Here is a 12135-nt window from a genome sequence, read left to right as displayed (position 1 = left end):
AGAAGTATGTCTAGACATTGCGCTCGTGCGTTACTCCTAACGCTGGTTGCCGTTGCATCTCTGCTTGCTTCCGCTCGGCTGATGGCTGCAGACGGCTATGCGGGCACTGTTAATATTATCCAGGGGCAGACACGACTCATGCCCTACCCCGGTGTCACCCGAGTATCAATCGGGCATGCCGATGTTGCCAACGCGCAGCCCACTGGCCCTGATGAAATACTGTTGACCGGTCTTAAGGCTGGCGTTACGGACCTACGTATCTGGAAGGAGGGTGGTTCCCAGATACGTTACTTGCTTAAGGTTATTGATAACTCGTGGGTTCAGATCCTTGAGGTGGCTAATATTGTTCTGGCCGACGTTGAGGGTGTCAACGCACGGGAGGAAAACGGCATCATCTTTATCGAGGGGCGAGTGCTAAGGGAACAAGATATCCCCATTATCGAGGACATGAAGAAGAAACTGTCGAAAGAGATTGGCAGTGGAACCGTTGTATTTAACATTGTAAGGCCGAAAGTCAGCCTTCAGGCCATGATTCTGCTGGATGTGCAGGTGGTGGAGGTGCGCCGGGATGACTTAATGAACGCGGGAATCGAGTGGGGCGGATCTGCAGCTGGCCCGTTTTATAATCTGGCAGGCCAATTTCACGGTGTGCTGGATTTTGAGAAAACCAGCTCGGTGTTTGGCATCGCTACACAGATTGGTTCTACAATCAACCTATTACAAACCAATGGTATTGCACGTGTACTGGCGCAACCCAAGTTGGTCACCAAAAGTGGATCTAAAGCTGAGTTCCTTGCCGGTGGCGAGATTCCCATACCCATCCGTGGTGGAGATGGCGAGCTTACGGTCGAGTTTAAGCAGGTCGGTGTGATTCTTGACTTTGAGCCTGTGGCGGATCCCGATGGTTTCATTAATACCAAAATCAATGTGGAAGTCAGCGCCGTTGATGACAGCGTTGAAGTTTTGGATATTCCCGGATTTATAACACGAAAGACCAATATGGAAATGAACGTACAAACAGGGCAGACCATGGTCATTTCGGGCATGCTTAAAGCTGAGGATGGTAAATCCGTTGCCAAAGTACCTGGTTTGGGATCGATACCGATACTGGGTGAATTGTTCAAATCTAGAGATTTTCGTGAAAACACCACAGAGCTGGTTATCTTCGTAACGCCCTATTTGGTCGATCCGGATAGTAAGCGTAATAAAGATATGCTGGAATATGCTGATAAGCTTAGTACCGACGCTGGCGATGATTTGAAGTTCAGTATCTACGACTGATGGTTCTCCGGGGTTGGATATATGCTGAAATTCGAAGTATTTGACAGCAACAATAATAAGTCAGTGTATGAATTCGCTGCCGGCACGGTGGTGCTGGGTAAGGGTGACCACTGTGACGTTATCCTGGCAGACAGTCACGCTTCCAGAAATCATGCGGAAATTGAAGTATCGTCAGTTGGTGCTACGTTAAGAGACCTTAACAGTACCAACGGAGTGTGGGTGAATGGTGAGCGGCTTTTATCCGATTTGAGGCTTACTGAAGGCGATCTGCTTCGGTTTGGTGATATTGGTGTTCGTATTACCCATACGCCAACCAAAAAATCCGCTTTTGAAGAAGGCGTCGATCGACGCCAGAAAGTAGAGTCGGTTAAGCAGGAAAGTGAAGAAATTATTTCGCTTAAGCGCCGAATACACTCACTTATATTGGACTATCTGGATTTAAGAAAGCGTGGCAACCTCCAGACCATGGGTCAGGATGAGCTTCGTATTGAGGCTGAAAAAGCCACCCGCGATATCATTCGAGATCACGTCAAGAACATTCCTGAGGGCATTACCCCTGAAGAGCTACAGCGTCAAGTCGTTGCTGAAGCTGTTGGGCTGGGCGCCCTTGAGCCTCTTGTTAATGATGACGATGTCACCGAAATCATGGTGAACGGCCCTGATCAAATCTATGTGGAAAAAAATGGCAGGTTAACCCTATCCGAGAGTCGGTTCACCAGTAATCAATCGCTGCTTGCGGTCATAGATCGTATTGTTGCACCGCTTGGCCGCCGCATAGATGAAAGCTCCCCTATGGTGGATGCTCGCTTACCCGATGGGTCTCGTGTTAATGCTGTGATACCGCCGTTAGCACTCAATGGTCCTTCAATTACGATTCGAAAGTTCGCCAAGAAAAATCTGTTTATGTCGGATCTTATCCGTTATGGCTCTATATCAGAAGAGATGGGCCTGTTCCTTAAGTCAGCTGTGGAGCTGAAGCAGAATGTGGTGATCTCGGGAGGAACCGGTTCTGGTAAAACAACCCTGCTCAATATTCTTTCTAACTTCATTGGCTCCGAAGATCGGATCCTGACCATTGAGGACGCGGCTGAACTTAAGTTGAACCAGCCCCATGTGGTTTCGCTGGAAAGTCGACCCGCTAATGCGGAAGGCAAAGGCAGAGTATCCATCCGCGATCTAGTAATCAATGCGTTGCGTATGCGTCCGGATCGAATCGTTGTGGGGGAGTGCCGTGGTGGTGAGGCGCTCGATATGTTGCAGGCGATGAATACCGGCCACGATGGTTCCTTAACAACCGGCCATGCGAACTCGCCCGTCGATTTTCTCAGCCGTCTGGAAGTTATGGTCATGATGGCTGGAGTGGATCTGCCTTCCAGGGCCATCAGAGAGCAAATTGCATCGGCAGTGGATATTCTTGTGCAGCAGAGCCGGCTGGCAGATGGAACCAGAAAAATCACCCATATTATGGAAGTGACCGGTTTTGATGGTGATCGGATTCGGCTTGAGCCTATTTTTGAATTCGTGCGTAAAGGCTATGATGCTAACGGCAAAATTACCGGTTTCTATCGCTCTACAGGTTATATTCCCAAGTTCTACTTGGATTCCATTGACCAAGGTGTTGAGCTTGATCTATCGCTATTTGGCGATGCAGACAAGGCCGACATTGATGAAACGGTGATTTAATGGATAAATTGTTGCAGTTAGCCCAATCTAATGCCCAATTGTTTAGTTTTGTATTGGTCGCTGTGGCGTTCTTTTGCATCGCTTGGGTAATGACCGGGATCAGCCAACAGTTATTTGCCCTTTACCAGCGGAGTTTTTATCAGCAGGTTGATAAAGGGCTGCGTGATGTCGTGGTAATGATGGAGCCAGGACAAATTTTTACGGTTACGCTGGTGACCGCCGTAATTGTTATTCCGGTTGTCTTTTTTGTTACCAACCTGATCGTAGCCGCAATTGTTGGAGCGATTATATTTATTGCCCCCGGCGTTGTTTTGAAAATCATGAAAAAGCGGCGTTCGGATGAGTTTATTCAACAGCTGCCCGACGCGCTTTCCTCTATTTCATCATCTCTCAGGTCTGGTCTTAACCTAGTGAAAGCCTTCCAGCAAGTTGCGAAAAATCAGCCGCAACCTTTAGCCCAGGAGTTCACTCAGGTTTTGGTGGAGTACCGGGTAGGGACTGATTTAAGTGACTCTCTTGATCAGCTTGCCAAGCGAATTGACCGGGAAGATATCCTGCTCATGAATTCTGCGATTAAGATTTCTAGAACGGTAGGGGGGAACCTGGCGGATACACTTGAGGTGTTGTCACGAACTCTGCGGGAGAAATCTAAAGTCGAGGGGAAAATTCGAGCGCTGACTTCAATGGGCAAAGCGCAGGGAACACTGGCTACTTTCTTCCCCGTATTTGTTGGCTACATGTTTTACAAGATGGAGCCCGAAGCAATGTCTATGCTATTTACCAGCACGCTGGGTTGGATTTGGCTCGCTATAATGGTTGTTATGGCAATAATGGCCTTTTTGATGATTCAAAAAATCGTCAATGTGGATGTTTAGATGATGGGTTTGCTATCGCAATACTTTCCGGTTTTTCTGATGGCGTCGGCTGTAGGGGTGGGTGCCTACGCATTAATTAGTCTGATCATTAAAACCAGAAGTAAAGAAAAAGAAGATTGGCGCGATCCACCGCCACTTATTTATAAATTGTTTAAGCCGGTTGTGCGTCTGTTTGCGTCTGAGGTCAGGTCTATGATGTCAGACCGACTGTACAGTAAAGTGAATACCAAATTGAGCACAGGTGGTATGAACTACGCCATCATGGCTGAAGAGTTCTATACATTAAAGTTCGTGTGTTTGGCTTTTGCTTGTTTGATCTCTTATTCGCTGTTTTCAAGCGGTTCTGACCAGGGCAGTGAAGTTAAACTGATCATTCTGGCCATAATGCCTATCGGTTTTTTCTACCCCGACATTTGGCTTAATGACAAAATTACCCATCGTAGAGCAAGGGTTGCCAAGGAATTTCCGTTCCTTCTTGATCTGCTCGTGCTTTCAATGCGGGCTGGTTTGAACTACTCCACCTCTCTAGGCCAGGCTATATCCAGTCTGCCAGATGGCCCGGTTAAGGAGGAATTCGGCAAGTTACTGCGGGAGATAAGAGCAGGCAAGGTTCGCCATGAAGCATTGCTGGGCCTTGCAGCCAGGATGAACACCAAGTCTATCAGCAATTTTGTCGCTGCTATCAATCAAGCCGAGGAAACCGGTGGTGAAATTGTTGAAGTACTGACATTGCAGGCTGAGCAAAGGCGCAGTGAGCGTTTTAATGAGGCGGAGGAGGCTGCGAATAAGGCTCCTGTTAAGATGTTATTACCGTTGGTGATGTTTCTATTCCCAATCATTTTTATGCTGATCGGTTTTGTTTTGATTGTGAAGGTGGCAGACTCCAACCTCCTACCCCAATTCATCATGGACTTGCTGGCCAGTTAAGGTATGAGCGAAGCTAATCAACGTAGGTGTTGCCGATCCGCAGATGGTGCGTTGGGTGTATTGCTGCCCGAGGTACGAATCGCCAATACATTTATGTCAAGGCTGATAGGTCTTCTGTCCAGGTCAAGTCTTGGGCTTACTGAGGGGCTGTTGATCACGCCTTGTACCAGTATTCACACGTTTTTTATGCGTTTCCCGATTGATGTGGTATTTCTCGATGCTAACAATCGAGTGCTTGGCTTCAGTACGATGATAAAGCCTAATAGAGTAAGGTTGGCTCCGCGTGGCACTAAATCAGTGCTTGAGGTTGCAGAAGGTAACGTTACTCGCACAGGAATTCGCTTGGATGACATTCTTATATTTGATTAAATGATTAATACTAGAAGAATAATATATTGGCTCGAAAGGGTCGCGTTCAAGGTAGAGTAATGAATCGTAAATCTGACAGTTTCGTTGTGGAATCCACTCCTGTACTAGACCTGAAAAAAAATGGTCTGGAAAATCACAGTGAGCAAGGTATGGGGCCGGCCCAGTCGTGGGATGCAGATCGTACTGAGGTCTACGCAGATATTGAAGATTCTGACGCTATTGCCTCGCTTGTGGCTGATACCGGTGAATCTTACCCAATAACGACATTCCCCTTTGTTATTGGGCGCGGCACTGAATGTGATCTGGTGATGCAGGGTAAGGGCATATCACGAAAGCATGCCGAAATTGTGTTTCAATCGGGGCGCTTTGTTGTTAACGATATTGAAAGCTTAAACGGCATTAAAGTTAATGGTTACAAAGTGGCCAGGGTTATCCTTGAGGAAAAGGATGTCATCAAGCTTGGCGAGGTCACACTGACCTTTCATTCCGGTGATTCATCTGGCGGTAGCGCTACAGAAGCTTCAGAAGAGCCAAAGAAAGGGTTGTTTGCAAAAAGAGATAGCGCTGGCGCCGAAAAAGACGACACATTCGGCCCCAGCCCAGTTAAAAAAATCGCTGGCATGATGGTCGTTGTAGTGGCTATAGGTGTGTTTGCGTATGTCGGCCTTGGTTTTATCCAAGGCGGAGCAAGTTCTTCTGGATTACAGGCGCCGCCACAGCAGGCGGCAGCATCTGCCCCGTCGCAGCAACAGGCAGCCTCACCAAACGTTACGCCAAGTGTTGTGACTCCATCGCCAGCAGTCGCTGCCACTCCGCAGGCTGCACCTTCCTTTGCCAGCCCCAACCCTCAGGTGGCAACACCTCCACCGGCCAGCTCCATAGCGCCTCCGCCTAGTTTGGCAATGGTTCCTAAGAGCGTTGAAACGCCAAGGGCTGCTGAAGTGGAAGCCAGTGTTCCTGATAAGCCTGCTCCGAAAAAGCAATCGCCGAATTTAAACTCCCAGGCGGATGCTGCCCGTAGCACGGCAATCAGTCTATATTCTCAAGGGAAGGCACCCCAAGCTCTTGCTGAGTTAAAGCAGTACATTGGCAATGCAGCAGTTTCGAAAAGCTATCAGGATCGGGTCAGGAGCACTTACGGGGATATTGATGGATTGTATTCTCAGTACACAGATGCCCAAAAAGCCTATGCATCAGGTGACAAAGATCGTGCTTTCAGCTCGTGGACCAACTTTATGTCGCAGGAATCTGCTTTGCTCAAAGGGCAGAAGAGCGCTTACAGTCGATCCATTGTGACCAAAGTAATGGATGAGTATGTTGAGCGTGGCAATCAGGCATTCAACCAAGAAGATTTTCATGGTGCTTATAACTACTGGAACAAAGCTATCGAGTTGGGTGACAGCGTAAGCGCCAAAATAGCGATCGATAATTTGAATAACAAGGCGCAGCAACTGTATAGGCAGGCGCTTCGTCTTGAGTATGTAAATACAAATAAATCCAAAGCTATGTGGGCTGAAGTGACAAGGTTGCTGCCCCCCGGTACAGAGTACAACACCAAAGCCAGCGCGAAATTGGCTTGGTACGAGAAATGGGGTAGCTGATGCGATCACTATTGATTGCTGTGGCGCTCGTTCTAATAGCCGGTTGTGCGAGCAATGCTAGTAAGTTAGGTGATATGCAAGCTAACGGGCAGACTGCGCAAGAAAAAATAAGAGCGCAGCTATCGACCCACTATGATTTGGGTGAGAGCTTATACAAAGCGGGCAAGCTTGGTGAAGCTGAGGCTGAATTTTTAAAGATGCTTGCGCTTACCCCCGGTGAGCCTAACGCTTGTTATAGATTGGGCACGATAGCGTTTAAGTTAGCGGACTATGAAAAATCCGCTGCTTATTTTGAGGATACAATTAGGGCTAATCCCAAGCATTTTAAGGCACACTTTAATCTGGCCTCCATTAGATTGATGCAGTCTGAGAATCATTTCAAATACTACGCTGCACTGGTCGATCCTGACACCGATATACAAAAAGTATCTCAGTTAGTGGCGGACATAGACAAGTTCAACAATAAGCAGCTTGCTCCCAGCAATGAGCAAACTCTCGATAACCTCGCCACAACCATAAAAAAATAAATACTATGGTGCATGTTGTATCAATCAGCCATAAAGGCACAAAGTCTTCGGTGAATGAAGATGCCTGTATAGCGTTAGCTAGCAAAGGTATTTTTGTGGTGGCCGATGGTGTCGGTGGCGGGCCATCTGGCGATTTTGCCTCCAGAACGCTGGTGGAAGAAATAGACAGTATGTGTCGGGATGGCGAGCATTCGGAGGAGGATCTGTTGCTCGCAATTCAGGTCGCTAACGAGAAAATTTTCAGTGCGGCGCAGGATTCAAGGTTGAATGGTATGGCAACAACGGTTGTTGCTGTGGTGCTGGATCAAGAGTCGTTAATGGTGTGTCATGTGGGTGATAGCCGTGCATACAGACTCCGTAGCGGTCAATTAACCCCGCTTACTAAGGATCATTCCAAGATAGTCGAGAAAGGCAATGATGTTCGCAAGCAAGTTGTCACCAATGCGCTGGGCATAAGAGAATCGGTGAAAGTTGAAATTAGTCGATCTGATTTTGTGTCGGGGGATTTGTTGTTTTTGATGACAGACGGTGTTTCCGATGTGCTTGATGATGCGGTTATATGCGAAATCCTAAACGGCGCGAATCGATCCGTTTCTGATCGCGTGTTGCAGTTGGTTTCAGAAAGCGAGGCTAGGGGCGGAAAGGACGATAAAACAGTGTTGTGTGTATTCTGATAACGCAGGAGAAGCTTGGCTGTGAAAAATAACAATTATAAAGGGCGTCATAAGCAAGCTGGTGTTTCGATGTTTGAGGCGATGCTGATGTTGCCAATCATGCTTATTGTTGGCTTTGGTATCGTTCACGGTGGTTTGGTGTTTCAGGCCCAGTCGAATCTAGAGTACGCTGCATTGATGGCTGCCAGGGTCGGGGCATCTAGCAGTATTAACATTCAACAGATGATTAATGAGGTTGAGTTTCGCATGAGGCCTACCACCTCAGTCGACGGCGGCGATGCTGATGTGGTTGCTGATCAGCGTGCAAAGATACAAATTGAGGTTCTTAATCCAACCCGTGGAATGTTTGCCGATTGTGGCCGTCAACCATCCAATCCAGCAGATTGTTTTTCGGCGGCTTGCGAAATTCCTTATTTCGGTATGCAGTTTTATGATAGGAATGATCCTAACAATAGCTGCCGTGGTGCGAGCATTCAGGATGCAAATATTTTAAGAATTCGCGTCACCTACACCTATGACAGCAAGGTTCCTTTCCTGAGTCGTATCCGTCTTACTGGGGCGGCGGCCCGCCCTGAGGATCAGGGTATTGATATATCCGCGGTCGCTACCGTCAGAATGCAGTCACCAGCACGTTTAACGCTAGCTAATGAGCCTTTCATTTACTCAGAGCCTTAGCTTAGCAATCGCTTAAGCAAGCTCGATGTATCCCTACGGCCGCCACCCATTTTCTGCACCTCTGAGTAAAATTGATCCACCAATGCTGCTACTGGCAAGTGTGAGCCATTTTTTCGTGCCTCATTGAGGCAGATTGCCAAGTCTTTGCGCATCCAATCTACGGCAAAGCCATATTCATACTGTTTATCGTTCATGGTTTTATGGCGGTTGTCCATTTGCCAGGACTGAGCGGCTCCCTTGCCAATCACATCAAATACCTGCTCAACATCGAGCCCTGCGTTTTGGGCAAACTGAACGCCTTCGGCCAGGCTTTGAATGAGTCCGGCAATGCAGATCTGATTGACCATTTTGGTCAGTTGTCCGGATCCTGCTGGCCCCATAAGGGTGACTTGCTTTGCGTAGGCATTCACTAGTGGGCTGATTTTTTCGAAATCATTCGGATCACCGCCACACATTACAGTAAGTTGCCCACTTTCGGCTCCCTGTTGGCCGCCGGAAACAGGTGCGTCTATAAAACATGCGTCCCGCTCCTTAAGGATTCCTGCTAGCTCTGTTGCTACTTCGGCAGATGCTGTGGTGTGATCTACTAGAATAGCGCCAGGTTTTACCGTTGTTAGTATACCCTCGCCACCGATCACTACTTCTCTAAGGTCATCGTCGTTACCAACACAGGTAAAGATTACGTCGGCGCTCGTGGCGGCAGCTGCGGGCGACGCAGCCGAAGCTCCGTTATATTCCGAAACCCATTTGGCTGCCTTGCTGGCGGTTCGATTGAAAACAGTAATGTTGTGGCCCGCGCGCGACAGATGGCCGGCAGCGGGGTATCCAATAACGCCAAGACCGATGAAGGCGAGTTTCATGTAGGGGTCCTCACGATGCTGTTGGGGTATCTAATGCTCGTATTTCAGGCAAAAAAAAGGCTGCTTGCGCAGCCCTTCTTTAATTATCGCTTGTCCACTGGTACAAAGTCGCGCTGAGGCGAGCCTGTGTACAGTTGGCGTGGACGACCGATTCGGTAGGAGCCACTGATCATTTCGTGCCAGTGAGCTACCCAGCCTACGGTACGCGCCAGCGCGAAGATTACGGTGAACATGCTGGTTGGAATGCCGATGGCCTTCAGAATGATACCTGAGTAGAAGTCTACGTTCGGATACAGGTTTTTCTCGACAAAATAGCTGTCGGAACGCGCTATATCTTCCAGCTTCATAGCCAGTTCCAGCAGAGGATCCTGGATGCCCAGGTCGCCGAGTACTTCGTGACAGGTTTCACGCATCACTTTGGCGCGGGGATCGTAGTTCTTGTAAACACGATGACCGAAGCCCATCAGGCGGAAAGGATCGTTTTTGTCTTTCGCTTTGGCGACGAATTTGTCCACGTTAGATACATCACCAATTTCGGTGAGCATATCCAGAACCGCTTCATTAGCTCCGCCGTGAGCTGGTCCCCACAGGGCGGCAATACCTGCAGCGATACAGGCAAACGGGTTGGCGCCAGATGAGCCTGCAAGGCGAACGGTGGAGGTGGATGCATTCTGTTCGTGGTCAGCATGCAGGATGAAGATCTTGTCCATGGCTTTGGCCACGATAGGATTCACCACATACTCTTCACAAGGATTGCCAAACATCATCTGAAGGAAGTTTTCAGAGTAGCTCAGCTCATTCTTAGGGTACATGAAAGGCTGACCCAAAGAGTACTTGTAGCACATTGCTGCAAGAGTAGGCATTTTGGCAATCAGGCGGAACGCAGCGATCTCACGATGACGCTCATCAGATATTTCCAGAGAGTCATGATAGAAAGCGGAGAGGGCACCGACAACACCACACATAATGGCCATTGGGTGAGCGTCTCTGCGGAAACCCTGATAGAAGTTTCGCAGTTGCTCGTGCACCATGGTGTGGTTGTTAATGGTGTTCTCAAATTGCAGTTTTTCTGCTGCACTTGGAAGTTCTCCGTACAGGAGAAGATAACAAACTTCCAGATAGTCTGAATGGTCAGCCAGCTGATCAATGGGGTAGCCGCGGTGTAAAAGTACGCCTTTGCCACCATCAATGTATGTGATCTTAGACTCGCAGGCGGCAGTTGAAACGAAGCCTGGGTCATAAGTGAAAACACCCTGACCGGTCAACTGGCCAACGTCAATCACGTCGGGCCCGATGGTTCCGGAATAAATGGGAAGTTCGAGGGTGTTGTCGCCTAGGGTTAACTGAGCGCTTTTCTCAGTCATATTACTCTCCTGTACTCGGTTTGTAGGCAGTTCAGGCAGGAATTGTGCCGAATCCACCGATTATCTTCCTGATAGGAATGTAATCGCGCCTACGTGCTCTTTAAATATGGAGCCTCTGCATTTCAAGCCCAGTGTCACAGAGGTGATTGTGGCACGGTAGCTGGCTTTGTCGTGAAAATCATGACTACTTCAGCTTTGGGCCCACATTAGGTCAATCTGAAGTGGTGGCCAAAACTAATCACTCAACGAAAGTTTGTCAATTTATTTCAGGCCTGAGCGATTGTTTTACATGCAAAAACGGCGCGTTTGAGTTACCTGTGACCATTATAGTGCATGGATGGGCCTTGTCGCCCCAAACTGGTGATAACTACTTGTATATCAACGTATACAAGGGCAATAGTTCATTTGTATTTCAATGTTCATAAGTCTATACTTCGGCCCCGAATGAGAGAGGGGCGCAAAATTCGGGGTTTACATAACTTCCTGATTTTTCTTGCCTAACTGTTCTCGGAACTTCCTTCAACGCTCCTGTTTTGGAGCCACAGTCACAGTGGTTAGAACCGTGAAAAGTCAACGACCTGTTAATCTGGATATCACGACTATCAAGTTTACGCCGCAAATGATCGCGTCTATTACGCATCGTATTGCAGGCGTGGCGATCTTTTTTGGTATGGCTTTCCTTATCTGGGGCCTTGGCCTTTCACTGGAAAGTCAGGAATCTTTTGATCAGCTGAAAGAATGTATGGACGGCGTGATCGTCAAACTCATCGTTTGGGCGATTCTTGCAGGCTTCATCTATCACTTCGTTGCTGGTGTTCGCCACTTGCTAATGGATGCCGGTTACTTTGAAACCCTCGAGGGTTCCAAGGCTTTGTCAATTGCTGTGCTGATTCTGTCAGCTGTTCTGATCGCTGTTGCGGGGGTATGGGTATGGTAACCAGCGTTACTAGTTTGGGTAAGAATGGTCTTTATGACTGGGTTATACAGCGCGCTACTGCGGTTGTGCTGGGTGTCTATTTTTTGTGCATGATGGGCTTTTTAGTGACGACTCCTGATCTAACCTATGATCAGTGGAGCAGCTACATGTCATCTACCTTTATGCGTGTATTTACTCTGATTGCATTGGTGTCCATGGCGGCTCATGCCTGGGTTGGTTTGTGGACCATTTCAACCGACTATCTCACCACTCGCCAATTGGGCGCTGCCGGTACAGTCATTCGTATTGCTTTTCAAGCCGTGTGTGCCCTGGTGACAGTGGTTTATGTGGTGTGGGGCATCCTGATTTTGTGGGGTATTTAA

At 48.2% G+C, this 12135-nt stretch carries 13 protein-coding genes; 11 read left to right on the top strand and 2 right to left on the bottom strand.

Going from position 1 to position 12135, the window contains the following annotated elements; all coding sequences use genetic code 11:
* Positions 1-6: 6 nt before the first annotated feature.
* The 9 genes from Kalk_RS02025 to Kalk_RS01985 are packed head-to-tail and all read left to right on the top strand — an operon-like array spanning position 7 to position 8612.
* Positions 7-1281: a type II and III secretion system protein family protein gene (locus Kalk_RS02025; protein WP_101892619.1), complete on the top strand. Its 1275-nt coding sequence runs from the start codon at positions 7-9 to the stop codon at positions 1279-1281.
* 21 nt (positions 1282-1302) lie between these two features.
* Positions 1303-2964 (top strand): ATPase, T2SS/T4P/T4SS family, encoded by a 1662-nt coding sequence (locus Kalk_RS02020; protein WP_101892618.1) that lies wholly within the window; start codon positions 1303-1305, stop codon positions 2962-2964.
* Entirely contained in the window at positions 2964-3839 is an 876-nt protein-coding gene (locus Kalk_RS02015) for a type II secretion system F family protein (RefSeq protein WP_101892617.1), read from the top strand. The genes Kalk_RS02020 and Kalk_RS02015 overlap by 1 nt, the downstream gene beginning before the upstream one ends.
* Positions 3840-4766 (top strand): type II secretion system F family protein, encoded by a 927-nt coding sequence (locus Kalk_RS02010; protein ID WP_101892616.1) that lies wholly within the window; start codon positions 3840-3842, stop codon positions 4764-4766.
* 3 nt (positions 4767-4769) lie between these two features.
* The gene (locus Kalk_RS21735; protein ID WP_101892615.1) at positions 4770-5135 is read left to right on the top strand and encodes a DUF192 domain-containing protein; all 366 of its coding nucleotides are present in this window, start codon (positions 4770-4772) and stop codon (positions 5133-5135) included.
* 59 nt (positions 5136-5194) lie between these two features.
* Complete coding sequence (locus Kalk_RS02000; protein WP_101892614.1) at positions 5195-6736, top strand: FHA domain-containing protein; 1542 nt, start codon at positions 5195-5197, stop codon at positions 6734-6736.
* Complete coding sequence (locus tag Kalk_RS01995) at positions 6736-7263, top strand: tetratricopeptide repeat protein (RefSeq protein WP_101892613.1); 528 nt, start codon at positions 6736-6738, stop codon at positions 7261-7263. The genes Kalk_RS02000 and Kalk_RS01995 overlap by 1 nt, the downstream gene beginning before the upstream one ends.
* 5 nt (positions 7264-7268) lie before the next feature.
* Complete coding sequence (locus Kalk_RS01990; RefSeq protein ID WP_101892612.1) at positions 7269-7937, top strand: PP2C family protein-serine/threonine phosphatase; 669 nt, start codon at positions 7269-7271, stop codon at positions 7935-7937.
* 21 nt (positions 7938-7958) lie between these two features.
* On the top strand, positions 7959-8612 hold the full coding sequence (locus tag Kalk_RS01985) for a TadE family protein (protein ID WP_101892611.1): 654 nt from the start codon (positions 7959-7961) through the stop codon (positions 8610-8612).
* Here the strand turns inward: Kalk_RS01985 and Kalk_RS01980 are convergent.
* Together Kalk_RS01980 and gltA are read right to left on the bottom strand one after the other, a co-directional pair.
* A complete protein-coding gene (locus tag Kalk_RS01980) occupies positions 8609-9472 on the bottom strand; it encodes an NAD(P)-dependent oxidoreductase (RefSeq protein ID WP_101892610.1) in 864 nt (287 codons plus the stop codon). The genes Kalk_RS01985 and Kalk_RS01980 overlap by 4 nt on opposite strands.
* Before the next feature lie 83 nt (positions 9473-9555).
* Positions 9556-10836, bottom strand: a complete 1281-nt coding sequence (gene gltA / locus Kalk_RS01975) for a citrate synthase (protein WP_101892609.1) — start codon at positions 10834-10836, stop codon at positions 9556-9558.
* A 562-nt stretch (positions 10837-11398) separates the two neighbouring features.
* Here gltA and sdhC point away from each other — a divergent pair.
* Both sdhC and sdhD read left to right on the top strand, forming a co-directional pair.
* On the top strand, positions 11399-11773 hold the full coding sequence (gene sdhC / locus Kalk_RS01970) for a succinate dehydrogenase, cytochrome b556 subunit (RefSeq protein WP_101892608.1): 375 nt from the start codon (positions 11399-11401) through the stop codon (positions 11771-11773).
* Complete coding sequence (sdhD, locus tag Kalk_RS01965) at positions 11767-12135, top strand: succinate dehydrogenase, hydrophobic membrane anchor protein (RefSeq protein ID WP_101892607.1); 369 nt, start codon at positions 11767-11769, stop codon at positions 12133-12135. Before sdhC ends, sdhD begins: the two co-directional genes overlap by 7 nt.

It is taken from the genome of Ketobacter alkanivorans, assembly GCF_002863865.1.
Classification (GTDB): Bacteria; Pseudomonadota; Gammaproteobacteria; order Pseudomonadales; family Ketobacteraceae; genus Ketobacter; species Ketobacter alkanivorans.
This window is presented reverse-complemented; position numbering and strand designations above follow the sequence as displayed.

What these genes read in the sequence shown, in the direction of transcription:
- Kalk_RS02025 (WP_101892619.1), top strand. Translation starts at nt 7, where the DNA reads ATGTCTAGACATTGCGCTCGTGCGTTACTCCTAACGCTGGTTGCCGTT.
- Kalk_RS02020 (WP_101892618.1), top strand. Translation starts at nt 1,303, where the DNA reads ATGCTGAAATTCGAAGTATTTGACAGCAACAATAATAAGTCAGTGTAT.
- Kalk_RS02015 (WP_101892617.1), top strand. Translation starts at nt 2,964, where the DNA reads ATGGATAAATTGTTGCAGTTAGCCCAATCTAATGCCCAATTGTTTAGT.
- Kalk_RS02010 (WP_101892616.1), top strand. Translation starts at nt 3,840, where the DNA reads ATGATGGGTTTGCTATCGCAATACTTTCCGGTTTTTCTGATGGCGTCG.
- Kalk_RS21735 (WP_101892615.1), top strand. Translation starts at nt 4,770, where the DNA reads ATGAGCGAAGCTAATCAACGTAGGTGTTGCCGATCCGCAGATGGTGCG.
- Kalk_RS02000 (WP_101892614.1), top strand. Translation starts at nt 5,195, where the DNA reads ATGAATCGTAAATCTGACAGTTTCGTTGTGGAATCCACTCCTGTACTA.
- Kalk_RS01995 (WP_101892613.1), top strand. Translation starts at nt 6,736, where the DNA reads ATGCGATCACTATTGATTGCTGTGGCGCTCGTTCTAATAGCCGGTTGT.
- Kalk_RS01990 (WP_101892612.1), top strand. Translation starts at nt 7,269, where the DNA reads ATGGTGCATGTTGTATCAATCAGCCATAAAGGCACAAAGTCTTCGGTG.
- Kalk_RS01980 (WP_101892610.1), bottom strand. Translation starts at nt 9,472, where the DNA reads ATGAAACTCGCCTTCATCGGTCTTGGCGTTATTGGATACCCCGCTGCC.
- gltA (WP_101892609.1), bottom strand. Translation starts at nt 10,836, where the DNA reads ATGACTGAGAAAAGCGCTCAGTTAACCCTAGGCGACAACACCCTCGAA.
- sdhD (WP_101892607.1), top strand. Translation starts at nt 11,767, where the DNA reads ATGGTAACCAGCGTTACTAGTTTGGGTAAGAATGGTCTTTATGACTGG.